This is a genomic window from Streptomyces sp. ISL-11 (assembly GCF_018614525.1).
GTDB lineage: Bacteria > Actinomycetota > Actinomycetes > Streptomycetales > Streptomycetaceae > Streptomyces.
On record NZ_JAGGOL010000023.1, the window covers coordinates 15,782 to 36,453 of the forward strand.

General features: G+C 72.4%; 20 protein-coding genes. 1 reads left to right on the forward strand and 19 read right to left on the reverse strand.

Going from position 1 to position 20,672, the window contains the following annotated elements:
• Window positions 1–127: 127 nt before the first annotated feature.
• The 15 genes from J7E86_RS06345 to J7E86_RS06415 form a co-directional block, all read right to left on the reverse strand.
• On the reverse strand, window positions 128–565 hold the full coding sequence (locus J7E86_RS06345) for a hypothetical protein (protein WP_215080516.1): 438 nt from the start codon (window positions 563–565) through the stop codon (window positions 128–130).
• A 252-nt stretch (window positions 566–817) separates the two neighbouring features.
• Complete coding sequence (locus tag J7E86_RS06350; RefSeq protein ID WP_215080517.1) at window positions 818–2,173, reverse strand: MraY family glycosyltransferase; 1,356 nt, start codon at window positions 2,171–2,173, stop codon at window positions 818–820.
• A 40-nt stretch (window positions 2,174–2,213) separates the two neighbouring features.
• Window positions 2,214–3,527, reverse strand: coding sequence for a methylaspartate mutase (locus tag J7E86_RS06355; protein WP_215080518.1), 1,314 nt, complete (start codon window positions 3,525–3,527; stop codon window positions 2,214–2,216).
• The gene (locus J7E86_RS06360) at window positions 3,524–4,012 is read right to left on the reverse strand and encodes a cobalamin B12-binding domain-containing protein (RefSeq protein ID WP_215080519.1); all 489 of its coding nucleotides are present in this window, start codon (window positions 4,010–4,012) and stop codon (window positions 3,524–3,526) included. Before J7E86_RS06360 ends, J7E86_RS06355 begins: the two co-directional genes overlap by 4 nt.
• Window positions 4,005–5,297 (reverse strand): type III PLP-dependent enzyme, encoded by a 1,293-nt coding sequence (locus J7E86_RS06365; RefSeq protein ID WP_215080520.1) that lies wholly within the window; start codon window positions 5,295–5,297, stop codon window positions 4,005–4,007. The genes J7E86_RS06360 and J7E86_RS06365 overlap by 8 nt, the downstream gene beginning before the upstream one ends.
• Window positions 5,294–6,778: an AMP-binding protein gene (locus J7E86_RS06370; protein ID WP_215080540.1), complete on the reverse strand. Its 1,485-nt coding sequence runs from the start codon at window positions 6,776–6,778 to the stop codon at window positions 5,294–5,296. Before J7E86_RS06370 ends, J7E86_RS06365 begins: the two co-directional genes overlap by 4 nt.
• 153 nt (window positions 6,779–6,931) lie before the next feature.
• Window positions 6,932–8,512 carry an amino acid adenylation domain-containing protein gene (locus J7E86_RS06375; RefSeq protein WP_215080521.1) on the reverse strand — a complete coding sequence of 527 codons (1,581 nt, stop codon included), beginning with the start codon at window positions 8,510–8,512 and terminating at the stop codon, window positions 6,932–6,934.
• Entirely contained in the window at window positions 8,502–9,428 is a 927-nt protein-coding gene (locus tag J7E86_RS06380) for a hypothetical protein (RefSeq protein ID WP_215080522.1), read from the reverse strand. Before J7E86_RS06380 ends, J7E86_RS06375 begins: the two co-directional genes overlap by 11 nt.
• Complete coding sequence (locus J7E86_RS06385; RefSeq protein WP_215080523.1) at window positions 9,425–10,066, reverse strand: 4'-phosphopantetheinyl transferase superfamily protein; 642 nt, start codon at window positions 10,064–10,066, stop codon at window positions 9,425–9,427. Before J7E86_RS06385 ends, J7E86_RS06380 begins: the two co-directional genes overlap by 4 nt.
• Window positions 10,063–11,148 carry an acyl-CoA dehydrogenase family protein gene (locus J7E86_RS06390; RefSeq protein ID WP_215080524.1) on the reverse strand — a complete coding sequence of 362 codons (1,086 nt, stop codon included), beginning with the start codon at window positions 11,146–11,148 and terminating at the stop codon, window positions 10,063–10,065. The genes J7E86_RS06385 and J7E86_RS06390 overlap by 4 nt, the downstream gene beginning before the upstream one ends.
• On the reverse strand, window positions 11,141–12,322 hold the full coding sequence (locus J7E86_RS06395; protein ID WP_215080525.1) for an acyl-CoA dehydrogenase family protein: 1,182 nt from the start codon (window positions 12,320–12,322) through the stop codon (window positions 11,141–11,143). Before J7E86_RS06395 ends, J7E86_RS06390 begins: the two co-directional genes overlap by 8 nt.
• The gene (locus J7E86_RS30835; RefSeq protein ID WP_215080526.1) at window positions 12,319–12,561 is read right to left on the reverse strand and encodes a phosphopantetheine-binding protein; all 243 of its coding nucleotides are present in this window, start codon (window positions 12,559–12,561) and stop codon (window positions 12,319–12,321) included. Before J7E86_RS30835 ends, J7E86_RS06395 begins: the two co-directional genes overlap by 4 nt.
• Window positions 12,562–12,605: 44 nt before the next feature.
• Complete coding sequence (locus J7E86_RS31775) at window positions 12,606–13,778, reverse strand: acyl carrier protein (protein WP_215080527.1); 1,173 nt, start codon at window positions 13,776–13,778, stop codon at window positions 12,606–12,608.
• The gene (locus J7E86_RS06410) at window positions 13,775–14,041 is read right to left on the reverse strand and encodes an acyl carrier protein (RefSeq protein WP_215080528.1); all 267 of its coding nucleotides are present in this window, start codon (window positions 14,039–14,041) and stop codon (window positions 13,775–13,777) included. Before J7E86_RS06410 ends, J7E86_RS31775 begins: the two co-directional genes overlap by 4 nt.
• A complete protein-coding gene (locus J7E86_RS06415; protein ID WP_215080529.1) occupies window positions 14,038–15,081 on the reverse strand; it encodes a ketoacyl-ACP synthase III family protein in 1,044 nt (347 codons plus the stop codon). Before J7E86_RS06415 ends, J7E86_RS06410 begins: the two co-directional genes overlap by 4 nt.
• Before the next feature lie 305 nt (window positions 15,082–15,386).
• Between J7E86_RS06415 and J7E86_RS06420 the strand changes: the two genes are divergently transcribed.
• The gene (locus tag J7E86_RS06420) at window positions 15,387–15,992 is read left to right on the forward strand and encodes an acyltransferase (RefSeq protein ID WP_215080530.1); all 606 of its coding nucleotides are present in this window, start codon (window positions 15,387–15,389) and stop codon (window positions 15,990–15,992) included.
• 28 nt (window positions 15,993–16,020) lie between these two features.
• Here J7E86_RS06420 and J7E86_RS06425 read toward each other — a convergent pair whose 3' ends face one another.
• From J7E86_RS06425 to J7E86_RS06440, 4 genes are read right to left on the reverse strand one after another with little or no spacing between them, the layout of a single operon-like run.
• On the reverse strand, window positions 16,021–17,442 hold the full coding sequence (locus J7E86_RS06425) for an NDP-hexose 2,3-dehydratase family protein (protein WP_215080531.1): 1,422 nt from the start codon (window positions 17,440–17,442) through the stop codon (window positions 16,021–16,023).
• Window positions 17,439–18,419, reverse strand: coding sequence for a dTDP-glucose 4,6-dehydratase (gene rfbB / locus J7E86_RS06430; RefSeq protein ID WP_215080532.1), 981 nt, complete (start codon window positions 18,417–18,419; stop codon window positions 17,439–17,441). The genes J7E86_RS06425 and rfbB overlap by 4 nt, the downstream gene beginning before the upstream one ends.
• A complete protein-coding gene (locus tag J7E86_RS06435; RefSeq protein ID WP_215080533.1) occupies window positions 18,416–19,483 on the reverse strand; it encodes a glucose-1-phosphate thymidylyltransferase in 1,068 nt (355 codons plus the stop codon). Before J7E86_RS06435 ends, rfbB begins: the two co-directional genes overlap by 4 nt.
• Window positions 19,484–19,518: 35 nt before the next feature.
• The gene (locus J7E86_RS06440) at window positions 19,519–20,640 is read right to left on the reverse strand and encodes a DegT/DnrJ/EryC1/StrS aminotransferase family protein (RefSeq protein WP_215080534.1); all 1,122 of its coding nucleotides are present in this window, start codon (window positions 20,638–20,640) and stop codon (window positions 19,519–19,521) included.
• Window positions 20,641–20,672 lie beyond the last annotated feature (32 nt).

The following is a 20,672-nucleotide window of genomic DNA, read 5'->3' on the forward strand; positions in this document are numbered from 1 at the left end:
GTCAGCCGCGCCGGCGGCCGGTTCTCTCCCGTACGAATCGGGGATCCGGCTACCTGCGTTCGCTGCACCTCAGATGGCACCGGACGATAGCAGGTGAGCGCACGGCGACTTATCCCGCCCCTACCGCTCATGACGGGGACCCGGCCGACGCCGACTTTTCCGCGTCGGCGGACTCGGGATTCACGTACAAGATCTTTTCCTTCATGTGCGCACGGGTCTGCGCCGCGACCCAGACAAGGGTGGCGGCGAGCAGCGCGAAGGCGAAGGCGCGGGTGTTGAAGAGCGTCGTGTCCTTGAGGACGGCGAGCAGGATCGCGAGCAGCAGGAACTGCGTCACGAAGAGCGCGAGCCCCATCGACTGGAAGATGCCCGGATAGGACTTCGCGGTGCGTTGCAGCACGAAGAGTCCCAGGCCCATGTTCGCGGCGGCGACGGTCGTACCGACTGCGGCGCCGATTCCCCCTTCGCCGCCGACGAACACAAAGCCGAGAGCGACAGCGACAACACCGGTGATGGCGGTCGGGACGGCGCACTGCAGAAGCGTTCGGGCGTCGTTGGACTGCATGAAGGGATTCTCCGGCGATCGGTCGGAAGCAACGATTCGTCGTGAACGAGCGTATCCCCGGGAAGTGAGACGTGACTCGCGACGAAGGGCCGCGCACTACGGTCCTTCGGCTTCAGCACCGGGTTTCGTGAACGGTATCACAAACTATTTGATGAGGCCTTTACCTACATCGTGTGCTCGACGTCACACGGAAGGGTTAAGTGGCTGGTCATAGCACTGACGCAGCCTGCGGATCTCTGGTAGGTCGCGCCCTCAGCGGGGGCTGCTGATCTTCCTGGGGTGGCTGAAGCGGGAGCGGTCGCCGATGGCCGTCGCACCGTGCAGGCCGGCGGGCACGGGCTCGCGCCCGGGCTCCTCGTCGGCCGCTTCCTCCTCGCTCACCGCGGTGGCGCCGTGCAGGCCGGCCGTGCTCTCCCCGGTGGCGGCCGCCGGCACCGCACGGCGACGGCGGTAGCGCGGCGGTACGAACGCCTCGGCCCAGCGGGGCGCCCGCGGCTTGACGCGCGGCAGCAGTAGGAGCACCAGGCCGACCGCGCTCAGCGCGACGATCAGCAGCAGGATCCACACGCTCGCCGAGTGCACCGAGTAGGCCACCGTGCCGAAGCCGATGAGCGCCGACCAGAAGTACATGATCAGCACGGCCCGGCTGTGCGAGTGGCCGAGCTCCAGCAGCCGGTGGTGCAGGTGTCCGCGGTCCGCGGCGAAGGGCGACTGACCGTTCCAGGTGCGCCGCACGATCGCCAGCAGCAGGTCGGCGACCGGCACCGCGATCACCGTGAGCGGCAGCAGCAGCGGGATGTAGACCGGCACCATCGTCTGCACGGCGTTCCGCTCGCCGCCGACCTGCTGGTAGAGCAGGTCCGGGTCGACCTGGCCGGTGATGGAGATCGCGCCCGCGGCCAGCACCAGGCCGATCAGCATCGAGCCGGAGTCACCCATGAAGATGCGCGCCGGGTGCATGTTGTGCGGCAGGAAGCCCAGGCACATGCCCATCAGGACCGCGGCGAACAGCGTCGCGGGCGCGGCCGCCTCCACGTTGTGGCCGAACCAGAGCCGGTAGGCGTAGAGGAAGAACGCGGCGGCGGCGATGCACACCATGCCGGAGGCCAGGCCGTCGAGGCCGTCGACGAAGTTGACCGCGTTGATGGTGATCACGACCAGCGCGACGGTGAGCAACGTGCCCTGCATGGACGTCAGCGAGACGGTGCCGACGCCGGGCACCGGGATCCACAGGATGGTCAGGCCCTGCAAGACCATCACGCCGGCGGCGATCATCTGCCCGCCGAGCTTCACCAGGGCGTCCACGCCCCACTTGTCGTCCAGCACGCCGAGGATCCAGATCAGCCCGGCGCCCGAGAGCAGCGCTCTGGGCTCGTTGCCCAGCTCGAAGACCTTGCCCAGGTTCGACAGGTGGGCGGCCACCAGCAGTCCCGCACAGAGCCCGCCGAACATCGCGATGCCGCCGAGGCGTGGGGTGGGTTCGCGGTGGACGTCGCGCGCGCGGATCTCCGGCATCGCACCGGCCACGATCGCGAACTTCCGCACCGGTCCCGTCAGCAGATAGGTGACCGCCGCGGTGACGCAGAGCGTCAGCAGATATTCACGCACCTATTCCCCAGATGGCTCGCGGGAGTATGAGACCCATACCTTAGGGCACCGGCCCACGGTACGCGGATGCCCCGGGCGCCGGAGAGAGGGCGCGGGCCGGCACCCCTTGTCCCAGGGGTGCCTCGTCGAACCGTCTGCGCACGTAGGACAGGTCGTCGAGCAGTCCGGCCGAGGTGACCCGGCGGGGGCGGTCGCGGGCCACGAGGCCGCCGATCGGCAGGCGCCCGATCCGGTCCCAGCGAAGCCGTCCGCTGTCGTCTATATAGCTTCTGGTCTCGCCCCGGTTGTCCGGGTGCAGGCAGTAGGGAATGTCGAGATATCCGGCCCGGAAAGCCAGCAGCAGTGCCTGCCCGACGTCCGCGTGGAGACCGAGGACGGCGTGCACGAGGGCCGCCGCCTCCTGATAGGTCTGGCTGTCGGCCCCCTCCGCGGCACGGGGCCGGGCCGCCCGGGCGGTGCTGGAGGCGTGCTCCAGCGCGCGGACGTTCTCGGCGACGGTGGGGATGCGGCGGGACTCCGCCTCGGTCTTGACGATCAGTCGCTCGGACCCGGTGGCCACCGCCAGCTCGGCGGCCTCCCCCAGCAGCCGCAGGGCGCCGTGCGAGGTCTGCGGGTACAGGCCCATGTACGCGTAGACGACGACGTGCCAGTTGTCGGTGGGCAGCAGTTCCGCGCACAGCCGCCGCAGGGCGGCGACGGCCTCGCGGTCCTGTCCGGCGTGGGTTTGTTGGGCGTAGCTGACGGAGACGCTCCGCAGGCCGTGCCGGACGAAGAACAGCGCCTCCAGGACGCTGATGGCGACCAGCTGGCTCGGTGGGCACAGCTGCCCGAGCATGCAGCCGCCGAAGGTCTCCAGGTGCGGCTCGGCGCCGTGCTCCCGCAGCCCGAGGAAGAGCTCGCAGCTCTCCTCCCAGTTGCGCACGGAGTCGCGCAGCGGGGTGCGCCCGTAGGGCAGGCAGTAGGAGACCGGCCCGCCCTCGCTGGCGTCGAGCCACAGCCGGTTCAGGGCGCGGAAGATGTCGGCGGGGGTCGCGGACCCGTGCCGGACCTGGACGGGGAAGCCTGCGTCGCGGATGCCGGCAAGCACCCACCGTGTGGTGTCCGCGTCGTGGCTCACGACGGGGTAGCCGTTGAGGTCGATGCCGTCGCGCAGCGCGCTCTCGACCGCCGCGAGGTGACCGACCCGGGTGTGGGCGTCCAGGGTGATGGTGCCGACGGTGGTGGCCCGGGCGGCCCGGGTGGCGGCCAGGCCGTCCCGCATCCGCCGCGGGTCGCTGAAGCCCATACGCGGCTGGACCACCAGGTGTCCCTCACCCGCCCTGGCCCGGACGAAGGCGCCGAAGTCCACGCTCATACGGCTCGCGCCTCCCCCGTCAGGACGGGGGCGGGCCCCGGCAGTGCGGCGATGAAGTGCTGCAGGGCGGCGACGGGGTCCGAGCCGTCGTCGAAGACGGCGTCGAACCCCGCCGCCATCAGCTCCCCGGCCCGGGAGGCGTCACCCTCGTCGGTGACGCCGAGCTTGCCCCCGATGACGGCCGGGGTGGAGCGCAGCCCGGCCACGCCCCGCAGCCGCTCGATGACGCGCAGGCCGTCCTGGTAGCCATGGCCGTTGACGCTGCTGAAGACGATCAGCGCCGGGTCGAGGTCCGCGCAGCGGGAGACCAGCAGCTCGTCGGGGACGCACGGGCCGAGGTTCACCACGCGGTACCCGAGCTCCTCGATCAGCAGTTGCAGGAACACCAGGTTCCAGGTGTGGGCGTCCGAGGCCATCGACGTCACGACGACGCAGCCGCCACGGGGCTCGGGCGCCGTCTCCCAGCGGTCGAGCGCGTCACCCATGCGCGTCCGTGTCCGCGCCGTCCGAGCCGTCCGCAGAGCCCCCGGCGGCCCCCAGCTCCTCGTGGACGCGCACGTGCGTGATCCGGGAGACGGAGAGCACCTCGCCGCCGCGCACCAGGGCCTCGGCCGGCGCGGGGCGGCCGAGGAACATCAGGAGGCTGGCGGTGGGCCCGTACGCCCCCGTGTTGGGGACGGCCACCACGTCGCCCGGGCGCAGCCCCGGCAGGTCGATCTCGCGGCCCAGCATGTCGCCGGGCGTGCACAGTGGCCCCACCAGGCTGGCCTTGTGCGTGGGCGCGCCGTCGGGCTCGACGTGCACCGAGACCGGGAAGATGCGGCCGAGGCCGGACATCCCGCCGAAGGTGTTGATGCCGGCGTCGACGACGACGAAGGTCTTGCCGCGGCTGACCTTGACGTTGCTCACCGTCGTCAGCAGCGTGCCGGAGTCGCCCACCAGGTAGCGGCCCGACTCGACGGCCAGCTGGGGGAAGCCCTCGCGCCACCGCGGAAAGCGCTCGTCGAGGGCGGGCTCCAGCGCGGCGCGCAGATTCGGGTACGCGGCTCGCTCGCCGTGCTGCCCGTAGGGGGCCGCGAAGCCGCCGCCGATGTCCAGGAGCCGCAGCGGTACGCCCAGCTCGTCCTGGATCCGTGCCGCCAGTTCGATGCTGTGCAGGAGCTCGCCGGTCAGGGCCTCCTCGTCGCGGGCGTTGCTCTGCGAGAACAGGTGCAGGCCCACGACGGTGGTGCCGGGCACGGCCAGGAAGCTCGGTGCCAGGTCGGCGACGGTCTCGCTGTCGATGCCGAACTGGGTGGGCTTGCCGGTCATCCTGATGCCGGTGGTGGCGCTCCCGGTGGCGCTGTTGATGCGCAGCAGGCAGTCGGCGACCACGCCCTGGGCGAGGGCGGCCTCGCCGATGTGCTCCAGGTCGGTGAGCGACTCGGCGGAGAACAGCCGCACCCCGGCGGCGACGGCCTCGCGCAGCTCGCCGGGCGTCTTGCCCGGGCCGGTGTAAAGGACGCTCGCGGGCTCGTACCCGGCCTCCAGGGCCGCCGCCAGCTCACCGGTGGAGCTGATCTCGGGCCGGCAGGCGGGGCCGTCGCCCTCGCGCAGCGCCCGGACGACGCCGGTGTGCGGGTTGGCCTTGAAGGCGTAGAAGACCTCGGTGCCCTCCGGCAGCCAGCGGAAGAGGTCCTCGCGGGCCGCGTCGAGGCGCTCGGCGTCGTAGACGTACAGGGGGGTGCCGAAGCGCTCGGCCAGCTCTGCGTGGGTGGTGTACCGGCTCACTTGTCGCCTCCGTCGAGCAGCGCCTGGAGTTCCTGGCGCGCGTTCTTGCCGTGCAACGTGAACGGGAAGTCGGTGAGGACCCGGCAGATCGCGGGCATCTTCGCGAGCTCCAGGCGGGCGCGGAGCTCGTCGACGACGGTGTTCGCGTCCAGGTCGGTCGCCACGAACAGGGTGAGGTCGTGCCGGTCGCCGGGCGGCAGCGCCGCGGCGGCCCGGACGCCCGGGATGTCCATGGCCGCGCTCTCGATCTCGAGCGTGCTCATGCGGAAGCCCTTGCGCTTGAACATGTCGTCGCGGCGGCCCTCGAAGTAGAGGTAGCCGTCGTCGTCGAGGCTGCCGTAGTCGCCGGTGTGCAGGCGGGCCTCGCCGGTGTGCGGGTCGCGGCGGAAGGTCCGCTCGGTCACCTCGGGGTTGCGCCAGTAGCCGCCCATCACATGGGGGCCGGCGGCGACGATCTCGCCCACTTCACCGGTGGGCACGGGCTCGCCGGCGTCGTCCAGGATCAGCACCCGGGTGCCGGGCAGGGGCAGGCCGACGGAGTCGGGCCGCTCCAGCTCCTCGTGCGGCGGCATGACGGTGATGCGCTTGGCCTCGGTCTGGCCGTACTGGCGGACGACGGTCGCGCCGGGGAAGTGCTTGCGGAGGGCGTCGATGGTGGTCTGCGGGAGCGCGGCCCCGGTGTTGGTGAACATCCGCACGGGCGGCAGGGCGCCGGCGGCCCGGCGGGCCAGGCCGGTGATCATGGTGGCGAGGGACGGGACGATGGGGACGACCGTCACCCCCGTCTCGTGCATCCGCTTGAGCAGCACGAAGTCGGACTCGCCGTCGGCCAGCACGATCTCGCAGCGTGCGACGCAGGTCATCAGGACCTTGTACAGGCCGTAGTCCCAGGACATCGGGAAGCGGCAGAAGACGACGTCGTCGGCGCGGTAGCCCAGTGCCTCGGTCAGCGCCCGCGACGCGAACGCCACCTGGCGGTGCGGGCTGATGACGGCCTTGGGGGCGGCGGTGCTGCCGGAGGTGTAGATCAGGGCCGCCACGTCGTCCTCGTGCACGGGACCGGCACTGTGGCGGGCCCCTGCCGCGTGCAGCTCCGCGACCTCGGTCCACAGTCCGGCGAGGTCGTGGACGGGGGCGTCGGTGACGCCGCGCAGGCGCTCGGTGCCGGCGGCGTCGGTGATGCCGAGGACGGGCTCGGCGTTGTCCACGACCGAGCGGAGGTGGAACTGCTTCATGGCCGGGTTCAGCGGGACGAAGACCGCGCCGACGCGTGCCGTGCCATGGAACATGGCGACCATCTCGCGGCTGCTGGGGAGCTGGAGCACGACGCGGTCGCCGCGCCGGACGCCCCGGGCGCGCAGCCAGGCGGCGAACGCGTGGCTGTGGTCCGCCAGTTCCCTGTACGTCCACATTCCGGCCGCGTCGCGGACCGCGGGGGCGCCGGGTGCCTCGGACACGGCGTCGTCGAGCAGGCTGTGGATGAGCTGACCCCCGGCGGGCGCTTCCCCGGCGTCAACACGTATCGGATCGGAGTGGCTGTCCAACGCTGATCTCTCATTTCTGAGCTGGTGCGGAGGGGGCCTGGGCCCCCGCTCTGGCCGTCGCGCGCCCCGTGGGGCCGCGCGCCGGCGGGGTCACCGGGCCGGCCTGCGCCGCGGTGCGAGGGCCTCGCGCAGGGCGAGACGGTCGGTCTTCCCGTTGGCGTTGAGCGGGAAGACGTCGTACGGGGTGAGGGTCTCGGGGACCATGTACGGAGGCAGAAGGGCGCCCAGCTCAGTGAGCAGCCGGCCGGGGTCCGGGTCGTCGCCGGTGCAGGCGGCGGCGAGGCGGGTGTCGCCGCGGGGCCCCTGGACGGTGACCACGGCCGCGTCCCGGACGCCGGGGAGGGCGCGCAGGGCGGTCTCGATCTCGCCGAGCTCGACGCGGTAGCCGCGCACCTTCACCTGCTGGTCCAGCCGGCCGAGGTGGACGAGACCGGTGCGGGGGTCCTGGCGGACCCGGTCACCGGTGCGGTACCAGAGGCCGTCGGCCGGGGGCTGTGCCTCCTGGACGACGGTGGCCCGGCCGCCGTCGAAGCGGAGGAACCGGCCGGCGTTGTCCCGGGGGTCGAGGTAGCCGGGGAACCGCTGGACGCCCCGGACGCACAGCTCGCCCTCGGTGGCCGGGTGGCCGTCCTCGTCGACGACGAGCTGTTCCAGGCCGGGGTAGAGGTGACCGATGGGCACGGTGTCGCCGGCCGGGGCCCCGCTGGGGGTGCCGGCCGGCGGCAGCCGGTACTGGGTGCAGCTGAGGGTGAGTTCGGTGGGCCCGTAGAGGTTCTCCAGGACGCTGCCGGGCGCGGCGGCCCGCCAGGCGGCGGCCTGGGCCGCGGTGAGGGGTTCGCCGCAGAACAGGCTCCACCGCAGGGTCGGCATGCTGTCCGGAGTCAGCCCGCGCAGCCGCATGGCGAAGGAGACCACCGAGGGCACGGAGAACCAGTGGGTGATGCGCTCGCGGGTGACGAAGCGAACGGGTGCGAGGACGTCGTTGGCGTCCGGCACGACGAGCGTGGCGCCGGAGCCCCAGGTGGCGAAGAGGTCGAAGACCGACAGGTCGAAGGTGAGGTCGAAGGTCTGCGAGACCCGGGCGCCGACGCCCAGTTCGTACCGGCCGATGACGTGGCCGAGGTAGGCGGCCACGTTGCGGTGGAGGATCGGCACGCCCTTGGGGGTGCCGGTGGAGCCGGAGGTGAAGAGGATGTAGCAGGTGTCGGCCGGGTCCGGCCGGTGGGCCGGGGGCACGTCGGCGGCGCCGTTCGCCGGGAGCGCGGCCGCATCGGCGGTGAGCACCGGCGCGGGCAGTCCGGTGGTGTCGGCGCCGGGCTGGGCGAGCACCAAGTCGAGGCCGGCGGCCGCCGCGACGGCGGCGTTGCGGGCCGGCGGGAAACCGGGGTTGAGGGGCACGACGGTGGCGCCCAGGCGCTGGAGGGCCAGGTAGCCCGCGTAGGCGGTCAGGGTGCGGGCGGCGAGGAGCCCGGCCCGGCGGGGCGGCCGGCCGTCGGCCGCCGCGACGGCCTGGGCGGCCAGGTGCCCGGCGAGGGTCTCCAGCTCGGCGTAGGTGCGGCTGTCGCCCGCCACTTCGAGGGCCACGGCGGTGGGGTGGCGGCGTGCCGAGGCGGCGAACCACTCGTACAGGCCGCGGCCGTCCGCGGTCTGCGGGGCGGGGTCAGGCGTCATGGTGCTCCCCCTGGGGCTCCAGGCGTCCGGCGGCGTCGATGACCCGGGCCAGGGCCTTCTCCACCAGGGCGGGCCGGGGCCGGCCCCGTTCGGCGGAGGCGAGGGCGAAGCGGATCGCGCGCGGGAGTTCCCCCCACGCGGCGACGGCCTCGGCGGTGGCCTCGGGTTCCTGCGGGCGGGCGGCCAGCAGGAACCGCTGGTGGCGGGCGGCCGTCCAGAGGTCGTCGGCGTGCCGGTCCAGGGCGGCGGGGTCCGGGCAGATGCGGTCGGCGACGTGGCGCAGCACGGGGACGGTGCCGTGCACCCAGATTCCTTCGAGGGCGCCGTCGTCCGGCTGCGGGGGCAGGGCGGCCCGCTCCAGCCAGCGGTGGCCGGCGGGGTCGGGCAGGTCGACGGGCCGGCCCAGGGCGTAGCGGTCGCGGTTGGCGGCCTCGGGGGTGAGGAGGCTGAGGGGCGTCAGCAGGCGGCGGAGCTCCTCGTCGTCGAGCAGCCCGGCCCAGGGGGTCTGTTCGCCGTGCGGGGTGAGGGCCTCGAAGTCGTCGCGGACGGACCACTTGCCGTCGGCGTGGCCGTGGATCAGCAGCCAGTGGGGCGTCTCGCCCTGTTCGTGGGACGGCGACCAGGGGATGTGGCGGGTGTTGCCGATGGCGAGGACCCGTCCGTGTCGCCGGAGTTCGGCTTCGAGGGCGGTGCGGGTGTCCGTCCAGCCGGTGGCGCCGCGGTAGGCCAGGCCGTGGCCGTCGGCGCCGATGTCGACGCGGGTGTGGTGGGCGAACGCCGTGCCGCCCTCCGGGGGGTCGGTGCGGACCGACAGCCGGACGGCGTCCGCGAAGTCCTCGATGACGGCCGGGGCCTCAGGGGCGAGGTACGCCACCAGGTTCGCGGTGTAGCAGCTCAGTTCCCATGGCTCGTTCACGCGGCCTCCTGAAAGGTGCTCGCTGCGGGCGGCTCGGCGAACGCGCAGCTCAGTGGTACGGGGGAATGCTCACGCAGGCTCACCCACCGGTAGGCGCCCCAGCTGCCCAGGCGGGTCAGGGGGGTTACGTCGATGGCCCAGGGGCGGCCGGAGAGGCCGGTGCCGGCGGCTTTGACGCACGCTTCCTGGACGGTCCACACCCAGGCGAACTCCAGGTTGCGGCGGGCGGGCGGCAGGCGGTCGAGGACGGGGGCGTGCTGTTTGAGGCAGCGGCGCAGCAGGCCGGGCCGGAGGACCTCGGGGGCGTGCTGGATGTCGACGCCGACCGCGCGGTCCCGGGCGGCGCAGGCGGCGCCCAGCTCGCCGTCGTGGGAGACGCTGATGTCGATCCGGGGCAGGCCGGCCAGTTCCGGGCGGCCGTGCGGGCCGTAGACCACGCGGGCCCGGGCGGCCTCGGGGAAGCGGGCGGTGAGCAGGTGGCGCAGGGCGGACCGCCCGGCGAGGTGCTGGGCGGCCTGCCAGCCGGGCAGCCGTCCGGCGCCGGCGAGGTCCTCGTCGGTGAGGAGGTGCCGGGCCGGGGGTCCCTGGTGGGTGGCCACCCAGATGCCGGGGGCCGCCTCGACGGTCCGCGGGGTCATGGCGCGAGCCCGTTCAGGACGGCGTCGAGGCGGTCGGCGACGGTGTCGAGGACCACTTCGGTGGTGCCGCCGCCGATGCCGAACACAGCCGCTTCGGCGCGGAGTTGCTGGATGCCGCCGGTGGCGAACCCGTCGGCGCCCTGGAGCTGCGCGCAGGTGGTGAGCACGCTCTCGACGGTGGTGCCGGAGGCGGCCTTGAGTACCGCGGCGGCGGTGCTGTCCCGGTCGGTGGCGATGCTCTCACGGGAGTGCGTCCACAGAGCGTCGAGGGAGGCGGCCTGGACGGCGCAGCCGGCCAGGCGCTGCCGGACGCTCGCGGATCGGCTCAGCGGGACGTCCGCCACGAGCCGCTCCCGCAGCAGGCGTTCGGTGTCGGTGATCACTCTCCGGCACAGGGCGATCGCCCAGGCGGCCGAGGCGAGCCGTTCGACGGCGATGTGCCGGGCGAAGAGGGCGAGCGCGCGGCCGGGGCGGCCCAGGAGGTGCTCACGGGAGAGCGTGACGTGGTCGAGCTCCAGGTGGCCGACGCCGGAGCCCTCGAACATGGCGGTGTCCGCGGGGCGGGCGGTGACCCCCGGCGCGGACAGCGGGACGAGCACCCAGCTGAAGCTGGTGAAGTGCCGGCCGGGCCGGTGGCGTGCCAGGACGAGGGCGTGGTCGGCGGTCAGGGCGGAGGTCACCCAGCGCTTGGTGCCGTGGACGACGAGGTCGCCGCCGTCCTCCCCGAGGTCCACGGTGGTGCCGAGGGCGGTGAGGTCGGAGCCGGCCGTCTCGTCCGTGGCGGCGAGGGCGAGCAGGGCCGTGCCGTCCAGGGCCTCCCGCAGGATCCGCTGCGCCAGGGGCGAGGTGGCGGTCTCCGTCAGCAGGGGTACGGCCGTGGCGAGCTGGACGAGCAGGGCCAGGACGGTGCCCTGGGGGCCGCGCGCGTCGGCTTCGGCGAGGATCCGCCGGAGGACCAGCGGGTCGAGCCGGCCGGCCGGCCGCCGACTGTAGAGCGCGGCGAGCTCCCCCGCCCGGGCAAGCGCCGAGACGATGTCCTTCGCCTCGGCGCCGGCGGGCGGCCCGGTGGGCGCCTCAGGCAAAACGCACCTCCGGGTCGAGCAGGGCGAGCCTGCCGTCGGCCAGGTGGAGCCGGTCGTTGCCGTAGTTCAGGGCGGCCGAGCGCAGGTCGCGCAGGGCCCGCTCCAGCCCGGTCGGGGAGTCCTTGAGGTAGCCGTGGCGCAGGCCGACGGCGTCGATGAGGTCCTCGACCGCCCGGTGGCACTCCTCGGACGCGGTGATCTTCAGCGAGTTGATCAGCAGCTGGTACCGGGGGCGGGACACGTCGTCGCCGTCGGCCCGCACCTGGGCGAGGACGTCGGCGGTGTGCCGCATCAGGGCGTGCACGCTCTCCAGCCGCTGCCGGGACCGGGAGAGGCGGGAGAGCAGCAGCTCGGAGTCGAGGCCGTTCCTGCGCCCGGCGGGGGTGCGGAGCATGCGCAGCACCCGGGAGAGGGCGCCGGCGGCGGTGCCCAGCCAGGAGGCGGACCAGCCGAGGTGGGCCATCGGGCTGAACGTCTCCAGGACGATCTTCCGGAACTGGCCGTGCTCGCCGACGACCTGGTGTCCGGGGACGCGGCCGGTGAGCTGGAGCGCGGTGCTGTGGCTCGCGCGCATGCCGAGCGGGTTCCACTCGCCGGAGGGCGTGACGGTCAGCTGGTCGCGGTGCGCGTACACCAGGGAGACCTCGCCGGGCGAGCGGGCCTCGGGGCTGAGCATGGTGATCAGGAAGCCGTCGGCGTGGCTGCCGCCGGTGACGATCGGCGCGAACCGGTCGATGTCCAGGTGGCCGTCCCCGGCGGCGAGTTCGGCCTCCGAGGTGAGGAGGTGGCCGCCCTTGCCGGCTTCGGTGGTCACCGAGGCGAGGTACATCCGGCCGGCGGCGATCTCGGGGAGCAGTTCCCCGGCGAGCCGCTCGCCGGCGTGCCGGACGACGCCGGCGACCTGCTGGCAGTGCATCGAGTAGATCATCGCGACGGACATGTCGGCGCGGCCGAGGGCGATGCTGACGTCCAGCATGTCGTCGACGCTGCCGCCGAGGCCGCCGTGTCCGGTGGGGACCAGCAGGCCGAGCAGGCCGGTGCCGCGGAGCGCGTCGAGGACGTCGGCGGGGAACTCGGCCGCCTCGTCGGTGGTCCGGGCGTTCTTCTCCGCCAGGGCGCGGACCTCGGCGACCGCGTCCGCGAGGTCCGGGCGGACGTCCTGCCGGGCGCTCATATCGCCTCGGGCATCGCGCCGGACACCGCGCCCCACAGCTTGCCCGCGGTGCTGAAGGTCTCCTCGGTGAGCAGCTCGTCGGGGAGTTCGACGCCGAAGGTGTCCTCGACGGCGAACATCAGCTCGATGGCCTGCATGGAGTCGAGGCCGAACTCACGCAGCGGCGTCTCGTCCGTGAGGGGGTGATCGTTGAGGTAGGGGAGGAAGGGCGTGAGTATCTCGGTAAAGCGGGCGTCCACGGTGAATCCTGCGCCTTTCTGAGTCCTATGTCCTGAAGTTCGGTCTACGGCCGGGGGCCGTCGAGTGCGCGGCCCACCAGGGCGCACAGATCGCTGATGCGGTGCAGCTTCTCGGGCACCAGGTCGGCGGCCTCGAATTCCACCTGGAACTCCGTTTCCAGGCACTCCACGATCTCGACCATGCGCAGGGAGCTGAATGCCGGGAGGCCGGTCAGCTCCGTCTCCGGCAACTGGTCCTCGTCGAGGCCGAGAACGGAGGCGACGACCTCGCGCACCGTGGCGCGGAGCCGGTCGTCGACAGCGGCGTGTTCGCCTTCCGTCCGTGCTTCCGATGGGGTGCCGCCGAGGGCGGTGGCATCGGCGTGGAGCACCTCGCCGGCCCGGTCGAGCAGCTCGGGCGGCTCCGCCCGGCCGCGGGCGACGCGGCGGAAGGCCAGGTAGGCGTGCTCGACGAGGCCGTCCCAGCGGGCGAGGTGCTCCCGCACGAGCCGGGGCTCGGCACCGGCCGCGCCGGCGGCGTAGGCGGCGTGCAGCCGCCGGGTGCGGGCGAGCAGCCAGGTCTCCAGCGTGAACTGCTCCAACGCCTGCGGCCGGTCAGTGTGTTCGGTGAAGGCCCGCAGGTAGTCCGTCACGCACCGCGCGTCGAGCGTGCGCTCCGGGGCGGGGGCGTCACCGAGGGGTCCGGCGGTGAGCCGGACCACCTCGGCACCCTCGGGTATCGCGTCGAGGGCGGCGGCCAGTTCGGCGCGCTCGTAGCGGAGTTGGACGGGCCTGGCGCGGCCCCACTGGGTGTCGTTGTGGTAAGCGTCGCTGACGGTGATGCCGGTGCCGTCGTCCTCCGGCTCCACCAGGAAGCTGTGTTCGACGTGCTTGTTCCCGAAGTACGGTCCCCACGGCAGGTGGTAGGCGTCGGCGACGACGTAGAGGAGCTCGTCCGTGGCGGCCACCTTCGTACCGGGCACCCCTTGCTCGCGGCTCTCCACCACCAGGCCCAGCAGATCCCGAGCGTCCGCCAAGTGGTCGTCCAGGGAGGGCTCGACGGTGGGCAGGCCGTGCTGCCCGGGGCGGGGGGCGAAGCCCAGGCGCGCCCCGAGGCGGAGGTGGGTGCCGGGCCCGTGGAGCCGGTCCGCGAGGAGGCCGAGGTTGGCCTGGAGGCAGTCGAGCAGCTCGGCTCGTACGGCCGGCTCCGGCGCCGGCTCGGTCGTCGGCGCGGTCACGGCGCCTCCGGGGCGGTCACCAGGTCGATGAGGTCCTGGACGCTCTTGAGGCTGCGGCCGGCGAACACGTCGTCGGGGACGGCGTCCCCGAACTCGTCCTCCAGCCGGGTGAGGATGCCGAGCAGCGCCATGGAGCTGACCTTGAGCAGGCCGCCGTCGAGCGGCTCGTCGTCGGGCACGTCGGCCACTGCGGCGGGGCACCGTGCCTCGTCGAGGACGATGCGCTTGACGGTCTCGGCGACCGTGTCGTGGCGCGCGGTCACTTCGGCTCACCCCACGAGGGGACCTCGGTGATCGTCAGGATGCAGGAGGAGCAGATCCACCCGGGGCCCTGGGACGTCATCAGGACGTTGTCGCCCGGCTGCAGCTGACCGGTGCGGGCGAGGTGGTCGAGGGTGATGAAGATGTCGGCGCCGCCCGAGTGGCCGACCGACTTCCCGAACTCCGCGCACAGCCGGTCCGCGGGAATGCCCAGGGGTCGCATGAGGGCCTGGTCGATCATCCGGCTGTCGACGTTGATCGTGATGACCTTGGTGATGTCCTCGGCGGTCATGCCGGCATCGACCAGGGAATCGTTGATAACGCCCAGATCGAATTTGAAAAAGCTCTCGAAGAGCTGCGGGAGCGGCATTTCATTGTCGATGAAATGCTGCGAGCGCTCGCCCATGTTGAAGTGCTTGGAGGATTCTCCGCGAGGCGGCAGAAGCGATTCCTCACCGCGATGCCACTTCTCCAGCTCATGCAGCGTTCCGGAATTCATGGACCGGACCTTGGCGAATCCGCCGGCACTGTTGACCACGGCCGCGGCGGCACCGTCGGAGTAGACGGAGTTGGTGCCGAAGTCCATCCACCGGTTGAACAGCGGGGTGGTGAAGTTGGAGGCCGTGGTGAGCAGCACGTTCTGCATCTTGGCAGCGCCGGTCAGCTGGCCGATGGCGACCTCCAGGGCACCCAGCATGCCATTGCAGCCCTGCTGGATGTCAAAGGAGTTGATGTTCCCGGTGCCGAGCTCGCGGAGGATGTAGCCGGGCGCGTAGGCACCCTCGGGCACCTGGTAGTAGACGCTGCCGTGGATGTGCGAGTCGATGTCGGCGGTGTTCGCGGAGGACCGCTCGATAGCGCTGCGAGCTGCGGAAACAGCCATGTCGACGGCCGGGGTGTCACCAGCGAGGTAGGTGCCGGTCAGCCCGGCGGCCTTGAACTCGCCCCGCTGGTAGTCGCCGATCCCCTCCGCGTCGTCCACGCTCACCCAGTCCGGCAGGTGCACGCCGACAGAGCTGATGTACACGTCCTCGACCCGCATTACGGATTCCCCTCACGTTCACTACACACAGCAGGACTTGCTTCGCGGGATAAGAGGAGGCGCACGGCGGCCGGCACCGGGAATCCACCGGACTCGGCACACGCCAATGGCCTGCGGAAGGGTCGGCGACGAACCCCCCGCTAACTGCTACAACTTCCCCCGTCACAGCTTCGTCCGGTGTTTGGACCAGACCCGGCGAGTATCGCACTCAACACCTCACACCCGCAAGATCGAACTACGTTCACTCATTCACATTCGGGAGCCGTTTCCGGTATGCTCGCGAAAATTTCCGGTGAGGAGAAGCGATGGATGCACAAATCGATCCCGGCGCCGAGGTCGACAAGCGGGCCGGAGTGGGCGCCGGGACGGTCGTCTGGGGCCTGGCGCATATCCGGGAGGACGCGGAGGTCGGCCGTGACTGCAGCATCGGACGCGGCGCGTACATAGGCCCCGGGGCGACCCTCGGGGACAACTGCAAAGTCCAGAACTTCGCCCTCGTCTACGAGCCGGCCCGGGTGGGCGACGGCGTCTTCATCGGCCCCGCCGCCGTCCTCACCAATGACTCCTACCCCCGTGCGGTCACCCCGGAAGGGGTGCCGAAGGGGGCCGGGGACTGGACTCCGGTCGGGGTGACGGTCCGCGACGGCGCCTCCATCGGCGCCCGCGCGGTCTGTGTGGCCCCGGTGACCGTGGGCCGCTGGGCGACGGTCGCGGCCGGCTCGGTGGTCACCCGTGACGTACCCGACTTCGCCCTGGTCGCCGGTGCCCCGGCCCGCCGGATCCGGTGGGTGGGCCGGGCCGGCGTACCGCTGCGCGAGAACGACGACGGCGACTTCGTCTGCCCGTCCACCGGTGAGCGGTACACCGAGCGGGACGGCGTCCTCCGTCTCGACGGCGAAGCCGCCGCCTGACCCCCGCACCGGCCCCACGCCCGCCCCGTCAGCCCAGGCTGTGCAGGCAGGCCAACAAGGTCCGCGCCTGGACGCTGACGTAGTGGCCGTGCCGCAGCAGCCCGCTCAGCTGCGGCAGGGTGAACCACGCGCAGTCGTCGGGGATCTCGGCGGGGAACGAGTCGTCCGCGCGGACGATCAGGTGGCGGCCGACCGCGTTCAGGAAGCGCCCGCCCTCCTCCGAGTGCACCACGTCGTACAGGACGCGGGACGGGTCGGCGGCCAGGACGTGGTCCAGCAGGTGCGGCCGGTGCGCCGGGTCGTAGTTCTCCGGGACGCACTGCACGGTGGGACCCAGCTCCACGGTCTCGCGGAAGCCGGGCTCGGCCCGGGCCCGCATCAGCAGGTGGAGGACCCCGCCGAACTCCCGGACGACGAAGGCGACGACGCCCGGGCCGCGGGGGGCGAACAGCGGCTGGCTCCAGCCGGTCACCTCCCGGCTGCCGGCCTCGACCGACACCGCCTGGACGCTGAAGAACCGCCCGTCCTCACGGGCGATCTCGTCGGCACCCCGGTGCCAGCCGGCGCCCTCGGTCTCCCGCAGCGGGACGCGGTCCGTCTCGACCTCGCGGTCGCTGCGCTGCCCGGTGATCCAGCTCAGCAGCTCGGGCGTGGGAGTGAGCGCCCCGCCCGCGCCGGGCTCGTGGTCCCGCCCGTGGGACAGGAACGGCGCCAGGCACGACAGCACCGTGCGGGAGTCCATGTTGACGACGTTGTCCCGGCCCAGCAGCGTGTTGATCTGCCCGAGCGTCAGCCAGCAGAAGTCGTCGCCGACGGGCACGTCGGCGTCCGTTTCCACGAGCATGTTGCGGTTGTGCTTGCGGTAGAACCACGCGCCGTGCTCGGACTGCAGGACGTCGGCGACGACCCGGCCGCGGCCCGGCCCGGCGAAGTGCTCGATGTAGCGGACGGCCGCCCCCCGGTGCACCCGGGTGTAGTTGCTGCGGGTGGCCTGGACGGTGGGCGAGAGCTGGAGCAGGTTGGTGTTGCCGGGCTCCATCTTCGCCTGCATCAGGAAGTGCGGCACCCCGCCGAAGTCCTTCATCAGGATGCCGAGGATGCCGACCTCGGGCTGGTTGATGACGGGCTGGTGCCAGGCGCGGTACGGGCCGCGGTCGGAGCGGACCCGCAGGCCCTCGACGGTGAAGAACCGCCCGCTGCGGTGGCCGAGGTTGCCGGTGGCCGGATCGAAGCTCCAGCCGTCGGCCGCGGCGAAGGGGATCCGTTCGACGCGGAACGGGTGGGCCCCCCGGCGCCCCTCCAGCCAGTCGTCGAACTCGGCGGTGGGCAGCAGCACCCCGTCCACGGCCCGCGCCGAGAGCGCCAGCCGGGCGGGCAGGCCTGGGTCCTCACCGGGGCTCAGCACGGAAGCGGTGCCCGCCGGGGTGCCCGGAAGCGTCGGTGTGCTCATGCCGCGGCCCGCAGACCCTTGACGGGCTCCCACCAGGCCGCGTTGTCCCGGTACCAGGCCACGGTGTCGCGCAGCCCGGCCTCGAAGGGGACGGCCGGGGCGTAGCCGAGCTCGGTGCGGATCCTGGTGTCGTCCAGGGAGTAGCGCAGGTCGTGGCCCTTGCGGTCGGCGACGTGCCGGACGAGGTCCCGGGGCGCGTCGCACAGCTCCAGCAGGGCGTCGGTGATCTGGCGGTTGGTGCGCTCGTTGCCGCCGCCGACGTGGTAGATCCCGCCGGCCCGGCCGCCGCCCAGGACCAGCTGGATCGCGGCGCAGTGGTCGGTGACGTGCAGCCATTCGCGGATGTTGGCGCCGTCGCCGTACAGGGGCACCGGCTCGCCCCGGAGCAGGTTGGTGACGAACAGCGGGATGAGCTTCTCGGGGTGCTGGTAGGGCCCGTAGTTGTTGGAGCAGCGGGTGATGGACAGGTCGAGGCCGTGGGTGCGCCAGTAGGCGTGGGCGACGAGGTCGCTGCCGGCCTTGGACGCGGCGTAGGGGGAGTTGGGCGCGAGCGGCCAGTCCTCCGTCCACGAACCGGTCTCGATGGAGCCGTACACCTCGTCGGTGGAGACGTGCACGACCCGCTGGACGCCGGTGCGGACGCATGCCTCCAGCAGGGTCTGGGTGCCGGCCACGTTGGTGCGGACGAACGCGGAGGGGGCCGCCAGGGAGCGGTCCACGTGCGACTCGGCGGCGAAGTGGACGACGGCGTCGTGCCCGGGGAGCAGGTCCAGCAGCAGGGGCAGGTCGCAGATGTCGCCCTCGACGAAGTCGAGCCGGTCGTGGTGGGCGGGGAGGTTGGCGCGGTTGCCCGCGTAGGTGAGCTTGTCGAGGACGGTCACCGAGGCGTCCTCGTAGCCGCGGTAGCCGCCGTCCAGGAGGGTACGGACGTAGCAGGAGCCGATGAAGCCCGCGCCGCCGGTCACCAGGAGCTTCATGCGGCCGCCACCTCGACCGTGGCGTGGTCGCCGACGACGAGCCGGTTGAGGCTGCCGGTGGCGGGGGAGGTGACGCTGGCGTCCCGGCCGATGACCGAGGCGTGCACCCCGGTGACGCCCTGCACGCTGGCGCCCTCCTGGACGATGGAGTAGCCGATGCCGGTGCCGCTGAGCAGGCACTCCCGGCCGATGGCGGTGTGCGGGCCGATGTCGCTGTCGGCCACCACGGCGCCGGCGCCGACGATCACGGGGCCGACGATGCGGGAGCGCAGGACGCGGGCGCCCTTCTCGACGACGACGGAGCCGATCAGTTCGCTGGCGGCGTCGACGTCGCCGAGGACGGCGGGCTTCTGCCGGTCGAGGAGTTCGCGGTTGCACTCCAGGACGTCGTCGACCTTCCCGGCGTCCTTCCAGAAACCGGTGTAGGTGCGGGCGCGCACGTCGGCGCCGTCGTCCACGAGCCACTGGATGGCGTCGGTGATCTCCAGCTCGCCGCGGGCGCTGGCCTCGATGGCGGCCACGGCCCGGTGGATCGCGGGGGTGAAGAAGTACACACCGACGACGGCGAGGTCGCTGACGGGGCGTTCCGGCTTCTCGACGAGCCGGACGACGCGGCCGCTCCCGTCGACCTCGGCGACGCCGAAGGCGCGGGGGTCGGCCACCCGGTGAACGACGACCTGGGCGTCCGGGCGTTCGGCGCGGAAGTCGCGGGCGATCTCCTGGACGCCCTCGGTGAGCATCTGGTCGCCCAGGTACATCACGAAGTCGTCGTCGCCGAGGAAGTCCCGGGCTATGGAGACGCAGTGGGCGAGGCCGCGGGGGGCCGCCTGCGGAATGTAGGTGATCTCCACATCGAAGGCGGAGCCGTCGCCGAGGACCGCCCGGATCTGCTCGGCGCGATCGCCGACGATCACCCCGATCTCGTGGACGCCCAGTTCCCGCAGGCCCTCGATCACATGGACCAGGACGGGCTTGTTGGCGACCGGGATCAGCTGCTTGGGCATGGAGTGGCTGAACGGCCGCAGCCGCAGTCCCATGCCGCCGGACAACACCAGTGCTTTCATGGGGCTCCTCCCGGGAGTCTCAGGGCGAGAGATCGTCACAGCGTTGTCAGGACATCGCGCAGGGCGGCGATCACCTTGTCCTGGAGGGCTTCGGGCAGCGACGGGTACATGGGCAGCGAGAAGATCTCCTCGGCCAGCGCCTCGGTCACCGGCAGCGATCCCTTGGCGTAGCCGAGGTGCTCGAAGCCGGTCATGGTGTGGACGGGCCAGGGGTAGCTGATGTTCAGCGAGATGTCGTGGCTCTTGAGGCGCTCGATGATCTCGTCGCGGCGGGGGTGGCGGACCACGTAGACGTAGTAGACGTGGTCGTTGCCGGGGTTGACGGTCGGCAGCACCAGGCCGCCGGGGCCGGTGAGGTCGCCGAGGCCCTCCTCGTAGCGGCGGGCGACGGCGCGGCGGCCCTCGAGGTAGGTGTCGAGGCGGGTGAGCTTGCGGCGCAGGATCTCGGCCTGGACCTCGTCCAGCCGGCTGTTGTGGCCGGGGGTCTGGACGACGTAGTAGACCTTCTCCATGCCGTAGTAGCGCAGCCGCCGCATGGCGGCGTCGACGGCCTCGCTGTCGGTGACGACCGCGCCGCCGTCGCCGTAGGCGCCCAGGACCTTGGTGGGGTAGAAGGAGAACGCGGCGGCGTCGCCCATGGTCCCGGCGATCCGCCCGTGGTGGCGGGCGCCGTGCGACTGGGCGCAGTCCTCGAGGATGACGAGCCCGTGCCGGTCGGCGAGTTCGCGCAGGGGCGCCATGTCGACGCACTGGCCGTAGAGGTGCACCGGCAGCAGGGCCTTGGTACGGGGGGTGATGGCGGCGGCGACCTGGTCGGTGTCCATCAGGTAGTCCTCGGCCCTGATGTCGACGAAGACGGGGGTGGCGCCGGTGCCGTCGATGGCCAGGACGGTGGGGGCCGCGGTGTTGGACACCGTGATCACCTCGTCGCCGGGGCCGACGCCGAGGGCCTGGAGGGCCAGCTTGATGGCGTTGGTGCCGTTGTCGACACCGGTGCAGTGCCCGAGCCCGTGGTAGGCCGCGAACTCCTCCTCGAAGCCGCGCACGCTCGCGCCGAGCACGAGCTGGCCCGAGCTGAAGACCGTCTCGACCGCGTCGAGGATGTCCTTGCGCTCGTTCTCGTATTCCGGCAGGTAGTCCCAGACGTACGTGGTCATGGGGGGATCAGTCTCCTAGCTCAGGGTGGGAT